We start from the raw sequence: 16062 nt of genomic DNA on the forward strand, positions 1-16062 counted from the left end.
TCACGGCATGACCAGCAAACGTGTGGGTTTCGTAGGCTTGGGACTCATGGGAGCTCCCATGGCGGCCAACATCGCTGAAGCAGGATGGGTTGTCAAGGCGTGGAACCGTTCCGAGGCTGTTTTTGAAGGCCTTGCCGGCATCAGCCGGGTGGGGACCGTTGCCCAACTCCGGGACGAACCGGCGATCGTTTTCATGCTCCCCGATTTGCCCTTCATTGAATCTGCAGCAGAAGGCTTGCTCGATGCGTGGCGGTCGGAACCGCCCCAGCCGGGGACCGCCGTCGTGATTATGAGCAGCGTTTCGCCAACGGATGTCCGGCAGTTCGGCGAAAGAGTCCATCAGGCCAGCGGCGGAAATGCCGTGGTGGTTGATGCGCCAGTAAGCGGCGGGACGATAGGCGCCGAAAACGGAACCTTGGCCATTATGGCAGGAGCGTCCGAAGCGGACTTTGAACGGCTTCAGCCACTCTTGGAAACCATGGGGACAACAGTCCGCCGGATGGGCCCACTGGGATCAGGCTCGCTCGCCAAGGCTTGTAATCAACTGATCGTCGGGACTACGACGGCGGCACTTGCCGAGGCTGCTGAACTTGCCGAGCGCTCCGGAATGGATGTTGCCGCCCTGTATGAGGTCCTCGCAGGGGGCTTGGCCGGAAGCCGGGTGCTGGAGATAGTCGGGCCACGCTTGGCGGCCAAGGACTATGCCCCCACCGGACCGGCCAAGTTCATGCACAAGGATTTGGCCTTCGTGATCCAAAGCGCCGAAAGTGTGGGCTCCCCGGTACCCATGGCCTCTGCGGCCATCGAGCTTTACGGCGAGCTTGAACGCCAAGGACTTGGCGATCAGGACCTCGCCGTCGTTCGCCAAGCGATAGCCAATCTTGCCATGTCCTCGGCTGCCAACTAAATGCCGGCCAAAGAAACCTGTCCAGACAAGAAGGAATGCTAAAGAAACATGAGTGGATTGTTTGATCTGAGTGGGCGCGTGGCGTTGGTGACGGGTTCGAGCCGGGGGATTGGTAACGCGTTGGCCCGGGGCCTGGCTGATGCTGGTGCGACGGTGGTATTGAACGGGATCAACCCCGAACGCTTGGAAGCGGCGTGTGAAGCTCTGGCGGCTGACTACCCTGCGCGGAGGGTCCACAGCCGGGCGTTTGATGTGACGGACGCGGCTTCGGCTGCCGAAGGAGTGGCGTGGATCGAGGCCAACGTTGGCCCGCTGGACATCCTGGTCAATAATGCCGGGATCCAGCACCGGGTTCCCATGCTTGACCTGGATGTCAGGGACTGGGACCGGGTGATCAACACGGATTTGACCAGCGCCTTCTTGGTGGGCCGGGAAGCGGCCCGGCATATGATTCCCAGGGGCCGGGGGAAGATCATTAACATCTGCTCGGTCCAGACGGACCTTGCCCGCCCTACGATTGCCCCGTATGTGGCGGCGAAGGGCGGGCTGCGTAACCTGACCCGCGCGATGACTGCTGAATGGGCCGCTTCGGGGTTGCAGATCAACGGCATCGCTCCGGGGTACATCCACACGGAAATGACGCAGAACCTGGTTGATGACGAAGCGTTTAATTCCTGGATCCTCGGCAGGACGCCTGCCCACCGATGGGGCACGGTCGCTGACCTGGCCGGGCCTGTTGTGTGGCTTGCGTCCCAGGGGTCCAATTTTGTCAATGGCCAGACGATCTTCGTCGATGGCGGAATGACGGTGGTGGTCTGATGGGCATCACCCTCCCAGCCTCCGGCCCCGCGGTCGTCGCCCATGCCAAGGGGGACCTGCGGATCGAAGACGTCCCGCTGAGGACCCCGGCGCCGGATGAGTCGATCGTGGAGATCGCTTACGGGGGGATCTGCGGTTCGGACCTGCACTATTGGTTGCATGGTGCCGCGGGGGAGTCGATCCTGAAGGCCCCGCTGGTCCTGGGCCATGAAATTGTCGGGGTCGTCCTCGAGCAGGCGCCCGATGGCAGCGGCCCTGTGGCCGGCACCCCGGTGGCCGTGCACCCGGCGACGCCGGGCCCGGGCGGGGCACGCTACCCGGAAGAGCGGCCCAACCTTTCTCCGGGCTGCACGTATTTGGGCAGTGCGGCACGGTTTCCGCACACCGACGGCGCCTTTAGCCGCTACGCCACCCTTCCCTCAAGGATGCTCCGTGCCCTTCCGGAAACCCTGGATCTGCGGACCGCGGCGCTGGTGGAACCGGCCAGCGTGGCCTGGCATGCGGTTGCCCGGGCTGGCGACGTGGCGGGAAAGACGGCCCTCGTGATCGGCAGCGGCCCGATCGGTGCCTTGACCGTCGCCGTCCTGAAGCGCGCCGGCGCGGCCCGGATTGTTGCCGTCGACATGCATGACAAACCGCTGGAAATCGCCCAAGCCGTCGGAGCCGATGCGGTCCTCAAGGGTGACGAAGCGGACGCCATCGCAGCGGTGGACGCCGACGTCGTCATTGAGTCCTCCGGCAGCCATCACGGTCTTGCCTCGGCGATCAAGGGAGCCACGCGCGGCGGGAAAGTGGTGATGGTGGGGCTGCTGCCCTCGGGCCCGCAGCCGGTCTTCATCTCCCTGGCCATCACCCGCGAACTGGAACTGTTGGGATCCTTCCGGTTCAACAACGAAATCGACGACGTCATCGCAGCGTTGGCCGACGGGTCCCTGTTCGTGGACCCAGTGATAACGCACGAATTCGACCTCGCGCACGGCCTCGAGGCATTCGAAGTAGCCAGGAACTCAGCCGAGTCCGGCAAAGTCCTGCTGAACTTCCAGGATTAGTTTTTCGCCACCGGTACGAAGACGCGGGGCTGGTCGTTCCAGCTGGGGGCCAGCTCCGCGATCGTTTGGCGCATTATTTTTCCGGCCGCATCCCTGGCCTGCTGGCCGTCACCGGCGTCGATGGCGTGGGCGACGTCGATATGCCACTGCAGCGCCTGCTTCTGCGGGTGCTCCGGCATGAGTCCGTGCACCGTACGTCCCGTGAGGGTCTCTGTTACCTGGCCAATCAGGTTGGCAAACATTTCGTTTCCAGAGCCTGACAGCACCAGTGCATGGAACCGGATATCGAGGTCAAGGAAGCGAGGCATGTCTCCGGCGTCGCCGGCTTCCTTCATCGCCAGCGAAATATCCACGAGTTCCCGGCGCAGGGTTTCCGGAGCGTTTCCAGCTGCGAGTTCCGCAGCAACAGGCTCGACGGCGGAACGCAGCTCCGCGAGCGACCTCAGTTGGGCGCCGCGGCCCTCGCCAGCCAAGCGCCAGCGAATGACCAACGGATCAAAGGGATTCCAACGATGTGCCGGGAGGACGCGGATTCCGACACGCTTGATGGTCTCCACCAAGCCCAGCGACTGCAGGACGCGGACGGCCTCCCGGACCACCGAGCGCGAAACGTTGAGCTCGTCTTCCAAATGTTCGGCCAGCATGACGTGGCCGGTGGGAAGGGCGCCGCCCACAATCCGGGTTCCCAGATGCTCTACGGCGCGGTGGTGGAGGCTGGTTGACATAGACGTAAGCATAGTGGGGCGAAGACATTCCGCGTGTAGCATCTGATGCCTTTCGGCACCCGTCGGAGCCCGCGGAAGTCCCGCACATCTTAGACTGTTTATGACGCGGCGCCGTTCCAAAACGTGGGCGCCGCTTTCCTGCTCATGGCTTAAATACGTATGGTTTATTACAGCCCCTGGTTTTGAAATCGCTTCCTGCGTGCCCGCAGGACTGTTTGTACACGTTGTACACGATCGAATTGGAGTTTTGATGTCAGCACACATCGGTGTCACCGGCCTTGCGGTGATGGGCGCCAACCTGGCCCGCAACCTCGCCCGCAACGGCTTCACCGTGGCTCTCCACAACCGCTCCGTGGAAAAGACCGACGCCCTGCTGGAAAAGCACGGCACGGACGGCGACTTCATCCGCACGGAAACGCTGCAGGAACTCGTCGATTCCCTCGAAAAGCCGCGCCGTGTCCTGATCATGGTCAAGGCAGGTGCTCCCGTTGACAACGTGATCGAGCAGCTCGAACCGCTGCTCGAGGCCGGGGACATCATCATCGATGCCGGTAACTCGCACTATGAGGACACCCACCGTCGGGAAGCCGCGCTGGCCAAGAAGGACCTGCACTTCGTTGGCGTCGGCGTTTCCGGTGGCGAAGAAGGTGCCCTGAACGGTCCTTCGATCATGCCCGGCGGCTCCAGGGAGTCCTATGACGCCCTCGGCCCGCTGCTGGAGAAGATTGCGGCAAAGGTCGACGGCGAACCGTGCTGCGCGTGGATCGGCACCGACGGCGCCGGCCACTTCGTCAAGATGGTCCACAACGGCATCGAATACGCCGACATGCAGGTCATCGGTGAAGCATTCGATCTCCTCCGCTCCGGCGCCGGCATTGAGCCCGCCGAGCAGTCCAGGATTTTCGCTGAGTGGAACAAGGGCGATCTGTCCTCCTTCCTGATCGAAATCTCCGCCGAGGTCCTGGGCCACGTTGACGCCAAGACCGGCAAGCCGTTCGTTGACGTCGTCGTGGATGCCGCAGGCCAGAAGGGAACCGGACGCTGGACGGTCATCTCCGCCCTGGAACTCGGCTCCCCGGTTTCCGGCATCGCCGAGTCCGTTTTCGCCCGCGCACTGTCCTCACAGGCCGAGCAGCGCAAGCTTGGCCAGGAACTGCTGGCAGGCGAAGAGGCTTCCGTGGAGATCCCCGAGACGTTCGTTGAGGACGTCCGCCAGGCACTGTATGCCTCCAAGCTGGTTTCCTACGCCCAGGGCCTGGACATGCTGACCTCCGCTGCCAAGGAGTACGGCTGGGACCTCAAGCTGGACGAGATCGCCTCGCTGTGGCGTGCAGGTTGCATCATTCGCGCCGAACTGCTCAAGGACATCACCAAGGCCTACGCTGCCGAGGAGAAGCCTGCCAACCTGCTGTTCGCGCCGGCTTTCACCAAGGCCATCGCCGAGGCTCTCCCGGCTTGGCGCCGCGTTGTGGCCACCGCTGTCCAGTTGGGCATCCCGGTACCGGTCTTCTCCTCCTCGCTGGCGTACTACGACGGCCTGCGCCGCAAGCGCGTTGCCGCTGCGCTGATCCAGGGCCAGCGCGACCTCTTCGGTGCGCACACCTACGGCCGCGTTGATGCCGAAGGTACGTTCCACACGCTGTGGGGCGAAGACAAGTCCGAAATCTCGGCCGTCGACACCCACTAAGTTCCACCGCAAGGCCGGTTCTTCCCCGATACGCTGGGAGGAGCCGGCCTTTGCCGTGCCGGAACGGGTACTGGGCCATCGCGCGGGTGCCACGAGCCAAGGAGCCAGTGCCATGACCGAACGCATCGCTTTCGTCACGGGGGCGTCTACCGGCATTGGTTTCGAGACGGCGCGTGCCCTGAGGTCCGAAGGGTTCATTGTCTACGCCGGCGCGCGTCGGGTGGAGAAGATGCATCCGCTTAAGGCACAGGGAATCACCGTCATGCACCTGGATGTCACCATCGAGGACTCCATGGCCTCAGCTGTGGCGCTTGTTGAAGCCGCACACGGGCACATAGATGTCCTGGTGAACAACGCAGGGTACGGCTCCTACGGCTCCCTGGAAGAGGTTCCCTTGGCCGAAGGCAGGCGCCAGTTCGAGGTGAACGTGATGGGTCTGGCAAGGATGACTCAACTCGTTATTCCCAGGATGCGGCAAGCCGGTTCCGGTCGGATCATCAACGTCTCGTCCATCGGCGGAAGAATTTATGAGCCCTTGGGCGCTTGGTACCACGGGACAAAATTCGCGGTGGAGGGGATGAGCGATTCCTTGCGGCTTGAGTTGAAACCGCACGGCATCGACGTCGTCCTTATTGAACCTGCCGGAACAGACACCGAATGGGGCACCATTGCCGGGGAAGGCCTGTTATCGGCGTCCGGTAGAGGTCCATACAAGGGGCAGGCCCACGTCATGGCAGCAGCCTTGGCGTCAACATCCGGACAGCTGATATCTACGCCTCCGAGGGTAGTGGCCAGAGCAATAGTTCGCGCGTCAACGGCAAAACGCCCCAAGACCCGCTACCCGGTGGGTAGGGGAGCCTGGAGCGTCCTGGCCTTACGGAGGGTTCTTCCTGACCGCGTCTTTGACGCCGTTCTCTGGAACTCCTACAAGAGGTTTACCGGCTAACTCAGCTAGATCCGGTATTCGATGTAGTACTCAGCCGGGTCAACCGCCGGTTTGGTTTCGGATTTCGCGTCGCGGTGCCGCCATGTGGCCGGAATGCCCGTGATGATCGACTCCGGGGGAGCGTTCTTCACCACTACGGCGTTCGCGCCAATCGCGCTGTCTGCACCGATCGTAATGGGACCCAGGACCTTGGCGCCTGCGCCGATGGTCACACGATCCCCGATGGTGGGATGGCGCTTGACCTTGGCAAGGGACCGGCCGCCGAGCGTCACACCGTGGTAGATCATCACGTCCTCGCCGATTTCAGCAGTTTCACCGATAACGACGCCCATGCCATGGTCGATGAAGAAACGCCGGCCGATGGTTGCGCCGGGATGGATCTCGATGCCCGTGAGGAATCTCGCCAACTGGGAGATCAGGCGGGCAGGGAAGCGAAGTGCCGGGTTTTGCCAGAGCTTGTGGGTCACGCGGTGAGCCCAGATGGCGTGCAGGCCGGAGTAGGCGAAAAAGTTCTCAAAAGAACCTCGAGCCGCCGGGTCATGTGACCGGGCGGCATCGAGGTCTTCCTTAACCTTTGCGAAGAAGCTCACAAAGACCTTTCTACAGGAAATGAATGCTTGCGGGCGAAGTGTTAGCCGCGGATATCGTCAAAGAGCACAGTGGAGATGTAACGTTCTCCGAAGTCCGGCACGATCACGACGATCAGCTTGCCCTTGTTCTCGGGACGCTTGGCCACTTCCAGTGCGCCCCATACTGCGGCGCCGCCGGAGATGCCGGCGAGGACGCCTTCCTTGGAACCCAGGGCGCGGGCGGTGGCAACCGAGTCTTCAAGCGTGGCGTCGAGAACTTCGTCGTAGACGTTGGTGTCAAGGACTTCCGGGATGAAGTTGGCGCCCAGGCCCTGGATCTTGTGGGGACCGGGGCTGCCGCCATTAAGGATCGGGGGAGTCCTTGGGCTCAACGGCAATGATCTGGACTTCGGGCTTGCGCTCCTTAAGGACTTGCCCGACGCCGGTCACGGTACCGCCGGTACCGATGCCGCCAACAAAGATGTCTACTTCGCCATCTGTGTCCGCCCAGATTTCCTCGGCAGTGGTGTTGCGGTGGATCTCCGGGTTGGCCGGGTTGGCGAACTGCTGCGCCCAGATGGCGTTCTCGGTGTTGGCAACAATTTCCTGGGCCTTTTCAACAGCGCCCCGCATGCCTTCGGAACCCGGAGTCAGGACGATCTCTGCACCATAAGCGCGAAGCATGACACGACGTTCGGTGGACATGGTCTCAGGCATGGTCAGGATGACCTTGTACCCGCGTGCGGCACCGACAAGGGCAAGCGCGATTCCGGTGTTACCGGAGGTGCCTTCCACAATTGTTCCACCCGGCTTCAAGGCACCGGACTTTTCGGCGGCGTCAATGATGGCCACACCGATGCGGTCCTTCACGCTGTTGGCCGGGTTGTAGAACTCAAGCTTGACCGCAACGGTGGCCTCAAGGCCCTCGGTCAGCCGGTTCAAACGGACCAGCGGAGTGCGGCCGACCAACTGGGTGACGTCGTCGTAGATCCTTGCCATGAAGATTATGCCTATCTCTGAAGAGGGAATGCTGAGGTCAGCCTAACCAGCCGCATCGAAACCCTGCTAAGCAGTTAGCCATGCAGAGTAATATTTCCGCGCTTTGGCCAGTTTTGGATTGATGATGACCTGGCAATAACCCTGGTAGGGGAATTTGGCGTAATAGTTCTGATGGACTTCCTCTGCCTCATGGAACTCAGGTAGCCGGCTCACTTCCGTCACGATCGGATCGGCCCAGAGTGCTTGGGCACGCTCGATGGCTTCTTCGAAGAGGATCTTTTCCTCCGTCGTGGTGTAGAACATTGACGAGCGGTATTGGGTGCCTGTGTCGTAGCCTTGCCGGTTCAACGTGGTGGGGTCGTGCAACGCGAAGAACATGTCCAGAATGACTTCCTCCGGCACCACGGTTTCATCGAATGTCACCGCAACCACCTCTGCATGACCGGTCGTTCCCGAGCAGACGTCGTAATAGTCAGGGTTGCGGACATGGCCTCCCGTGTAGCCGGAGACCACGGAACTGACACCGCGGGTTTTCTGGTACACGGCATCAAGGCACCAGAAGCATCCACCACCAAGTACAAAAGTTTTCATGATCTCTTCAATGGATTGGAGGGCCTGATGATTCCCGCAATACCTTACGGGACAATAACGCCGCTGGGCAGGTACGGCAGCAACCAAAACTGCCCCATCGGGTCCAGTAGGTAAGAATAAGAGTATGGAAGCAGTAGACACCGCCATTTCTGATGCGGATTCCAGCGACGACGCCGGGACAGTGGAAGCAAGCGGGGACCCGACCCTTGGCCAGGTGCTGCTTGCTGTTGAGGAACTCTGGCCGGAGTCCTTGGCTGAGGATTGGGATGAGGTAGGCCTCGTGGTGGGCCGCCCCAACACGCCGATCACCAGAATCCTTTTTGCCGTGGATCCCACCCTGGCTGTCATCGACGAGGCCATTGAATGGGGTGCCGGGCTCCTGATTACGCATCATCCGTTGCTGCTCAAAGGCGTGAACTCCGTCGCGGCCACCTCCGCGAAGGGCTTGGCCGTGCACCGGCTTATCGAAGCAGGCACCGGACTCCTGACCGTCCACACCAACGGTGACTCCGCCGTCGGGGGCGTATCGGACGTGTTGGCGGACGCCTTTGGCCTGGAAAACGTTGCTCCACTTACCCCTGCCGCCAATGGCTTGCCCGAGGAAGGCATTGGCCGGGTTGGTGATCTTCCTGAGCTCATGACCCTGGGTGATTTCGCTGCCCGCGTCTTTGGGATGCTCCCCGCGGTGGCCGGAGGGGTTCGCGTGGCCGGCGACAAGGACGGTCTGCTGCGGCGCGTCGCCGTCTGTGGTGGCGCTGGGGACAGCTTGTTCGACGCCGTCAGGGCCAGCAACGCAGATGTGTATGTGACAGCGGACATGCGGCACCATTCGGCATCGGAGGCGCGGGAAGGTGCCGTCAACGGCCGTCCGTACCTCATTGACGTCTCGCACTTTGCCAGCGAATGGCTGTGGCTGCCCGTAGCCGCGGAAGCGCTCGGCAATGTACTGGGTGATCAGGGCTACGACGTCGAGATCCGCGTGAGCAGCACCAACAGCGATCCCTGGGACTTCATACTCACTCCCGGCGGGGACTAGAGTCTAGAAGATACGGACGATCCCAATGAACATGGGCCGTCCAGCCGGAACTGATCCCCAGGCCCGGAAGCGATACAAGCGGAGGTAAGCGTGGCGAAAGCAGCACCGGCAGAACAACTGAAATTGCTTGAACTGCAGGGACTGGATGCCAAGCTCAAATCGTTGGCCGGCCGCCGGAAGGTGCTGGAAACAGACCCGCGGATAGCTGACCTGCAGGATGCACTGAACGTAGCCAATGGTGAACTTGGCGCTGCCAAGATGGCAGTGCACGACGCCGAAGCTGAACTGCGTCGTTCCGAAGCGGACGTGGAGCAGGTCGCCTCCCGTATCGAACGTGACGAAGCCAGGCTCAACAGCGGAACCGGTCTCTCCAAGGACCTGGTGGCGCTTCAGAGTGACATCGCATCCCTTAACAAGCGCCGCTCCGACCTGGAGGACGTTGAGCTTGAAATCCTGGAGCGTTTGGACACCCTGCGGGAACGCCAGGCCGCGCAACAGGCAATCGTGGATGACATCCAGGGTTCATTTGCCGGCATTCGCGCCGAATTGGATGAAGCGATTGCTGAGATCGCGGCCGTGGAAACCGTGGTCCGCGGGCAACGTGCCGCTTTCGCGGAGGCTCTGGACGCCGGAATGCTTGCAGTCTATGAGAAGACGATTGCCAGGCGCGGTGTCGGCGCCGCCAGGCTCTTCCACGGTAAATCTGAAGGTTCAGGGATGATGCTCAGCCCCGGCGACCTCGCAGAAGTCAAGGCTGCGGCTGACGACGACATCGTTTTTTGCCCGGACTCCGGATGCATCCTGGTCCGTTCGGCCGAGTGGAACTGACCTAGCTGCCCAGAATGATGTTAAGGGCATGTGGCTTGCGGGCAGTGCCGGGAACCAGTTCCGCCCGCCAGATCTCCTTGGCCGCTTTTAGCAGTTGATCAGGTGATGCGGGCGCCTTCCCGCGCCTGCTCACCAGATGCCTGGCAAACTCACCCCGCGTGTGTTTGGCGAAGTGGCTGACCACCGTGCGTTTGCCGTTTGCCTCGTTGAAAACATTCACTGTGACGGTCTGCGCTGCTGGGGGCGCCCACGCCGCTGCATACGTGCTGGAACGGCAATCAACCAGCAATTCTCCTTCAGCCCGTTTGGCGAGGGCAGCATTCAGGTTCGGCTTCCAGAAGGACGCGAGGCGTCCGACGTCGGGCAGTGCCGTTCCCATGGACAGCCGGTAAGCCGGCACATGGTCACCAAAACCGATGGCACCCCACAGTGCCGAAACCACCAGAATCGATTCGGTTGCCTTGCGTCGTTGGGCCGGCGTCATGGAATTGAAGCCGAGCGCGTCATACAGGACTCCGGAGTACACCTGGTGGGCCGGAGCCGCCGGTTCTGCGTGCAGCCGGGTATTACGTTCGACGTCGTCCTTCAGCGAGGCGCCTACGCCAAGCAATGCCAGGGCGTCCTCGTGCGCGCTGACGGTGCCCAACGATTCCAGGACCTTGGCGCGGTACGGGTTAAGCTCCGGAAAGCTGAGTGACTCCCATTCGACGGCGGGACCTTTGACGGCGGGGGTCTTGCCTTCGGAAGGCGGCAGCAGAATCAGCACCAGACGATATTACCGGGGACCGAGGCAACCCTCGACGCCGGTAGACTGTACGGCGGATGGGTTGACCAGGCGGTCGCGCGTCACGGAAGTGGCTCGAGGAACGTCCGGGCTCCGCAGAGCAGGGTGGTGGGTAACGCCCACTCGGGGTAACCCGCAGGCCAGTGCCACAGAAAACAGACCGCCTACGCGTGGTGGTGCTTGCATCAGCACGCGGCAGGTAAGGGTGAAACGGTGGTGTAAGAGACCACCAGCTCCCTGGGTGACCGGGGAGGCTAGGTAAACCCCACCCGGAGCAAGGCCAGACAGGACACGTTTGAGGGCTGCTCGCCCGAGTGTCCGGGTAGGCTGCTGGAGGGCGTCGGCAACGGCGTTCGTAGATGGATGGCCGCCACTCCTTTGCCGGCAACGGCAAGGGATGACAGAACCCGGCGTATCGGTCAACCCATCCACACTTGCCACTGAGGTCCCGGGCATATGACGTCCATTGTGACTGCCATGTGAGTGATTTCACGCCCCCCGGCACCCAAGAGGGCGCCCTTCCGCCTTAGACTTGTTATGAACGTAGATGTTCTGCCGCCGGGACTGCGTTCGCAGCCGGCGGTCTTTTCTTTGCAATCGTTCAAGGCGCTGTGGGTGGACCGAAGCCCGGCCAGTGCCCGTGCCGCAGGATTACTCCGGGCGGCCGCCATCTGCATACGAGGACGTATGTGGTTGACCCAAGGAAGGTAGTTCTGTGAGCCAGACGTCAGATTCTTGTCTTGATAAGTGGATGGGCCGGGAGGCTCTCGCCGAGGCCATGATTCCGGTGATCGGCCGGTTGTACCGGGAAAACAACGTGGTCACGAGCATCCACGGCCGGAGCCTGATTAACAAGTCGACCATGAACATCCTGAAGGCCCACCGCTTTGCGCGCCGGATGAGCAACACCGAGCTGCTGCTCGAAGAAACCGCACCCCTGTTGAACGCTCTTGCTGAGCTGGAACTCGGTGCGGCTGCAATCGACATTGCCCGTCTCACGGAGAAGTTCCGCGTCGAGGGCCACGGCACCTCCTTGGATGAGTTCCTGCGGGCAGAGCTCGCCGAAATCGTCGGAAAGCGTGGCGCTGATGACCGCACCAGCACCGACGTCGTGCTGTACGGCTTTGGCCGCATCGGCCGCCTCCTTGCCCGCATCCTGATTGAAAAGGCCGGTGGCGGGCATGGCCTGCGGCTGCGTGCCATCGTTGTCCGCAAGGGCGCCGAGAACGACCTCGTCAAGCGTGCCAGCCTCCTGCGCCGCGACTCCGTACACGGTTCCTTTGAAGGAACCATCCGCGTGGACGAAGAAGCCAACACCATCACCGCCAACGGCGTTCAGGTCCAGGTCATCTACTCCGACAACCCCGCCACCGTGGACTACACCGCCTACGGCATCAAGGATGCCCTGGTAGTGGACAACACCGGACGTTGGCGCGATGCGGAGGGCCTGTCCCAGCACCTGCAGAGCAAGGGCGTTTCGCGCGTCCTGCTGACGGCTCCGGGCAAGGGCGATCTGAAGAACATCGTCCACGGAATCAACCAGTCCGACATCTCCGATGACGACAAGATCGTCACGGCTGCATCATGCACAACCAACGCCATTACTCCGGTACTGAAGGCCATCAACGACAAATTCGGTATCATCCACGGCCATGTTGAAACGGTGCACTCGTTCACGAACGACCAAAACCTGATCGACAACTTCCACAAGGGAGACCGCCGCGGCCGTTCGGCAGCCCTGAACATGGTTATCACGGAGACAGGTGCAGCCAAGGCTGTTGCCAAGGCGCTTCCGGAACTTCAGGGCAAGCTCACCGGTAACGCCATCCGCGTACCTACCCCGGATGTGTCCATGGCGATCCTGAACCTCAACCTTGCCAACGGCACCACACGCGATGAGGTCAACGACTACCTCCGCGAAATGTCGCTGCACTCGCCGTTGCGCAAGCAGATCGACTACATCGACTCGCCGGACGTTGTCTCCACCGACTTCGTTGGTTCCCGCCGCGCAGGCATCGTTGACGGTCTGGCCACTATTTCCAACGACAAGAACCTCGTGCTCTACGTTTGGTACGACAACGAATTCGGTTACTCCTGCCAGGTGGTCCGTGTCATGGAGGAAATGGCCGGCGTCAACCCACCGTCCTTCCCCGCCCGCGACATCGTGGCGCCTATTGCAGTCCTTGAGGCAGCCAACGCCTAAGCCGGGAAGTATTCACGGGTTTCCCGGCTGTGTTACTGGTATCAGCCGGGAAACCTGACCAAAATGGGTTCATGGAAAATGAATCGACTTTGGAACACGAGACAACGCTGGAACACGCGCTGGATGTAGCACGGGCCAACCACAAGCAGGCGCAGAAACTGCTGGACCAGGCCATGGCAGCAAACGCCGCGGGGGACGTCAGCGACGAACGCGTCCAGCAATTGCGTACGCTGCTGGAGGTGGCTGCTGAAGACCTCCAACGCGTTATGCGTGAGCAGTAACCCGGGGAAGTTCCCCGTTACTGCAGTGTGACTTCTCCTACACACTGTGGATATCGGCTCTGACTGTCGGTGGCGTGTCCTACGCTCGAAGGACACCACCCACCCCGACTGGACGGAGCCCCTTGAGTATCACCTGGTCTGCCTACAAACGCGCGCGCAGACGATCCCGCCAAGCCTGGGCCATTCTAGGATTAGTGGCCGCCACCCTCGTGGCAGGACTGTCCTGGTTCTTCACCACCGGCCAGTTCAACGCGGCCGAGCCATGGGTCTCCGGTCCCAGTGATGCGCCGGTATTCAATCCGGCTTGGATGAAACCCATCACCGGCATCGAGGCCGTTCCCGCGGAGAAGGCAAGCGCGGCACTGGGACAGCTGGAAGTTAAGGGACGGGCATCCCAGGAAGACTATGAGCGAACCGCTTTCGGTCAGGCCTGGCTGGATGCGGACCGAAACGGATGCGATACCAGGAACGACATCCTGCGCAGGGACCTGTCGTCAGTGGAGTTCACCAGTGGTTCCTCATGCAAGGTTGCCACTGGAGAGTTTCACGAACCCTACACGGGCGCCCACGTGACCTTCCGTCGGGGCCAGGACACCAGCGCTGATGTTCAGATTGACCACATTGTCGCCTTGGCCGACGCATGGCAGAAGGGTGCCAAGCAATTAACGGTGCAGCAGCGTCAAAGGCTGGCAAATGATCCCTTGAACCTGATTGCGGCTGATGGGCCCGAGAATGTGAAGAAGGGCGCAGGCGACGCCGCCACCTGGCTCCCGCCGAACAAGAACTTCCGGTGTCACTACGTAGCACGGCAGATCTCCGTCAAGGCAGCCTACAACCTCTGGGTTACGCAGGCGGAGAAGGACGCCATGATGCGCGTCCTCTCTTCTTGCCCGGATCAGCAGACCATTTACAGCGTCAGGTGACCGTGTCCCAGTTGCCAGGTACCGCCGTCGGCGATTCTCTCAAGGACTATGCGCTGGAGCGAAGTTTCCCGGGGTAGTTTGTCCAGGTTCTCCAGCCCCCGCTGCCTAAACGTGAAGTACACGGCATCAGTGGGGGCGTCGGTGCACCGATCCAGCGTGAAACGGCCGGCGAAGGACGCGATGTTGCTGTTTGGAAGCCTTTCAACCAAGTACGGATCCAGCATCCAGGACTCGCACGTGGCCACAGTGGCAGGCTTGTCCGGGAAATAGCGGGGAAAGAACGAGCGTGCCTCGTCAAAGCTGGCATCTACCAGCGCGGGGGAAAGGCCGCCGTCCTCGGGAATGTGGACCCCCAGGACCCAAGCGGATGCGTATGCCACGCTGCTCCCTGGCCCGTCGTTGTGCCCGCTCCGGATCAAATGGAACTGCAACCGGCCGAGCCGGAACAGATTTCCTGCCATATGTAACGTCAGCCAACTCCAGGTGTCCAGCCCGAAATGTCCATGAACGCGTCGGTTGATGCGAAGCTGGAGCCCCACGTCCGCCAGCGTGGCTGCTGACACATCCACGCTGATTCCCAACTCCAGATGGTATGCGTGGACTCTGGGTGCGAAGCGGAGCAGTGCTTCGATCCAGACGGTCTCGCGGTGCCGGCCGGGAGAAATCTGGTTGGGAGAAGCTGCGTCGGGCGAAAGCTGGTCGGGAGAGATACTGTCGGCTGGAAAAGTGCCAAGCCGTTGCTGCAGCAGTTCCAATGCGTCCAAGACGTGGCCGCTGGGGTTTCTGTCCAAGAGCGCGGCGCATTCCATGGCGTCCTCGCCGTTAATATCCAGGAGCTGAAACAATTCTGCATGGCGTGCTTGGCTCATCGAATCAGTGTCCGAAAGGATCAGGGTCGACGCCAGGCATCCATGTCAATCCGGGAACGCCCCAACCGTTCTTCTTGGCCTGCTTCATTGCCTTCCTGGCATATCGGTCCACAAGGCGGTTGACGTAAAGCTTGCCGTCCAAATGGTCGTACTCATGTTGCATGACTCGAGCGAACCAGCCCGTAGCTTCGAAGTCGACAGGGTTTCCGTCACCGTCAAAGCCCTGGACACGGGCCCACTCGGCGCGCTGTAGAGGGTAGTGCTCTCCGGGAAAGGACAGGCAGCCCTCTATGTGCTCTTCCGGGTCCGGGAGGGCTCCGGAGATCTTTGAGAGGGTCAAGACGGGATTGACCAGAACGCCTTGCTCAGGCGCGTCGTCGTCGTTGGCGTACTTATACACAAAGATGCGCTTCCCGACTCCCACCTGGGGTGCGGCGAGGCCCACTCCGTTCGCGGCTTCATTGGTTTCGAACATGTCCGCGATGAGTTTTCGGAGATCGTCATCGAATACTTCGACTTCACTTGCCCGACGGTGCAAAACGGGTTCGCCCCAAATGGTCACTGGCAGGACGGTCATGTCAGCTCTTCCTTAGTCGATCGCTGTGTTCCGGAAGCAACCCATGGGACTGCATGCGGGCCAAAACAAAACAAAGGCCGCACCGGATAACCGGTGCGGCCTTTGTGGAAACCGGCTTTTGAGCCAATCTCGGCGGGGTGAGCGACGGGGGTTGAACCCGCGACCTCCTGGACCACAACCAGGCGCTCTGCCAACTGAGCTACGCCCACCATGTGCCTTTTTCGGTTTGTCCGGATGACCGGCATTCCGTGAAGGCAACGACAAATAGC

The 16062-nt window shown here is 61.5% G+C and carries 16 protein-coding genes, 1 tRNA gene, 1 other RNA gene and 1 pseudogene; 11 read left to right on the top strand and 8 right to left on the bottom strand.

What is annotated here, in order from left to right; all coding sequences use genetic code 11:
- The first annotated feature begins 7 nt into the window (after positions 1–7).
- Genes ACTAQJ_RS01955 through ACTAQJ_RS01965 form a run of 3 tightly spaced genes read left to right on the top strand, consistent with a single transcriptional unit; the run spans position 8 to position 2775 of the window.
- Entirely contained in the window at positions 8–907 is a 900-nt protein-coding gene (locus ACTAQJ_RS01955; RefSeq protein ID WP_498700345.1) for an NAD(P)-dependent oxidoreductase, read from the top strand.
- A 48-nt stretch (positions 908–955) separates the two neighbouring features.
- Entirely contained in the window at positions 956–1726 is a 771-nt protein-coding gene (locus ACTAQJ_RS01960) for an SDR family oxidoreductase (protein ID WP_498700347.1), read from the top strand.
- Complete coding sequence (locus ACTAQJ_RS01965) at positions 1726–2775, top strand: L-idonate 5-dehydrogenase (protein WP_431115503.1); 1050 nt, start codon at positions 1726–1728, stop codon at positions 2773–2775. Before ACTAQJ_RS01960 ends, ACTAQJ_RS01965 begins: the two co-directional genes overlap by 1 nt.
- Here the strand turns inward: ACTAQJ_RS01965 and ACTAQJ_RS01970 are convergent.
- Positions 2772–3500, bottom strand: coding sequence for a FadR/GntR family transcriptional regulator (locus tag ACTAQJ_RS01970; RefSeq protein ID WP_216925444.1), 729 nt, complete (start codon positions 3498–3500; stop codon positions 2772–2774). The two genes, ACTAQJ_RS01965 and ACTAQJ_RS01970, sit on opposite strands and share 4 nt — an antisense overlap.
- 250 nt (positions 3501–3750) lie before the next feature.
- On the opposite strand from ACTAQJ_RS01970, the gene gnd reads away from it, so the two are divergent.
- Together gnd and ACTAQJ_RS01980 are read left to right on the top strand one after the other, a co-directional pair.
- Positions 3751–5187, top strand: coding sequence for an NADP-dependent phosphogluconate dehydrogenase (gene gnd, locus ACTAQJ_RS01975; protein ID WP_498700350.1), 1437 nt, complete (start codon positions 3751–3753; stop codon positions 5185–5187).
- 112 nt (positions 5188–5299) lie between these two features.
- Positions 5300–6133 carry an oxidoreductase gene (locus ACTAQJ_RS01980; RefSeq protein ID WP_477516310.1) on the top strand — a complete coding sequence of 278 codons (834 nt, stop codon included), beginning with the start codon at positions 5300–5302 and terminating at the stop codon, positions 6131–6133.
- A 5-nt stretch (positions 6134–6138) separates the two neighbouring features.
- Here the strand turns inward: ACTAQJ_RS01980 and epsC are convergent, their stop codons facing one another.
- From epsC to msrA, 3 genes and pseudogenes are all read right to left on the bottom strand, one after another.
- Positions 6139–6723, bottom strand: coding sequence for a serine O-acetyltransferase EpsC (gene epsC / locus ACTAQJ_RS01985; RefSeq protein ID WP_498700354.1), 585 nt, complete (start codon positions 6721–6723; stop codon positions 6139–6141).
- Positions 6724–6764: 41 nt separating this feature from the next.
- A pseudogene (gene cysK / locus ACTAQJ_RS01990) lies at positions 6765–7701 on the bottom strand (cysteine synthase A).
- 66 nt (positions 7702–7767) lie between these two features.
- Positions 7768–8292 carry a peptide-methionine (S)-S-oxide reductase MsrA gene (gene msrA, locus ACTAQJ_RS01995; protein WP_431115499.1) on the bottom strand — a complete coding sequence of 175 codons (525 nt, stop codon included), beginning with the start codon at positions 8290–8292 and terminating at the stop codon, positions 7768–7770.
- 124 nt (positions 8293–8416) lie between these two features.
- On the opposite strand from msrA, the gene ACTAQJ_RS02000 reads away from it, so the two are divergent.
- Together ACTAQJ_RS02000 and ACTAQJ_RS02005 are read left to right on the top strand one after the other, a co-directional pair.
- Positions 8417–9328 (top strand): Nif3-like dinuclear metal center hexameric protein, encoded by a 912-nt coding sequence (locus tag ACTAQJ_RS02000; protein ID WP_498700358.1) that lies wholly within the window; start codon positions 8417–8419, stop codon positions 9326–9328.
- A gap of 90 nt (positions 9329–9418) precedes the next feature.
- Positions 9419–10156 carry a zinc ribbon domain-containing protein gene (locus ACTAQJ_RS02005; protein WP_498700360.1) on the top strand — a complete coding sequence of 246 codons (738 nt, stop codon included), beginning with the start codon at positions 9419–9421 and terminating at the stop codon, positions 10154–10156.
- A gap of 1 nt (position 10157) precedes the next feature.
- Here the strand turns inward: ACTAQJ_RS02005 and ACTAQJ_RS02010 are convergent, their stop codons facing one another.
- Positions 10158–10922 (bottom strand): YaaA family protein, encoded by a 765-nt coding sequence (locus ACTAQJ_RS02010; protein WP_498700363.1) that lies wholly within the window; start codon positions 10920–10922, stop codon positions 10158–10160.
- Between the two features lie 57 nt (positions 10923–10979).
- Here ACTAQJ_RS02010 and rnpB point away from each other — a divergent pair.
- From rnpB to ACTAQJ_RS02030, 4 genes are all read left to right on the top strand, one after another.
- Positions 10980–11371, top strand: an RNA gene (rnpB, locus tag ACTAQJ_RS02015) — RNase P RNA component class A.
- A gap of 320 nt (positions 11372–11691) precedes the next feature.
- Positions 11692–13143 (top strand): glyceraldehyde-3-phosphate dehydrogenase, encoded by a 1452-nt coding sequence (locus tag ACTAQJ_RS02020; protein WP_498702139.1) that lies wholly within the window; start codon positions 11692–11694, stop codon positions 13141–13143.
- A 71-nt stretch (positions 13144–13214) separates the two neighbouring features.
- Positions 13215–13424 carry a hypothetical protein gene (locus ACTAQJ_RS02025; protein ID WP_477516314.1) on the top strand — a complete coding sequence of 70 codons (210 nt, stop codon included), beginning with the start codon at positions 13215–13217 and terminating at the stop codon, positions 13422–13424.
- Positions 13425–13546: 122 nt separating this feature from the next.
- Positions 13547–14347, top strand: coding sequence for an HNH endonuclease family protein (locus ACTAQJ_RS02030; protein WP_431115492.1), 801 nt, complete (start codon positions 13547–13549; stop codon positions 14345–14347).
- Here the strand turns inward: ACTAQJ_RS02030 and ACTAQJ_RS02035 are convergent.
- From ACTAQJ_RS02035 to ACTAQJ_RS02045, 3 genes are all read right to left on the bottom strand, one after another.
- Entirely contained in the window at positions 14332–15216 is an 885-nt protein-coding gene (locus ACTAQJ_RS02035; protein WP_498700368.1) for an acyltransferase domain-containing protein, read from the bottom strand. The two genes, ACTAQJ_RS02030 and ACTAQJ_RS02035, sit on opposite strands and share 16 nt — an antisense overlap.
- 4 nt (positions 15217–15220) lie before the next feature.
- Entirely contained in the window at positions 15221–15793 is a 573-nt protein-coding gene (def, locus tag ACTAQJ_RS02040) for a peptide deformylase (protein WP_431115490.1), read from the bottom strand.
- Positions 15794–15929: 136 nt separating this feature from the next.
- Positions 15930–16002: transfer RNA gene (locus ACTAQJ_RS02045), tRNA-His, on the bottom strand.
- Positions 16003–16062: the final 60 nt, after the last annotated feature.

The sequence above is a fragment of the Arthrobacter sp. alpha11c genome, from assembly GCF_054149985.1.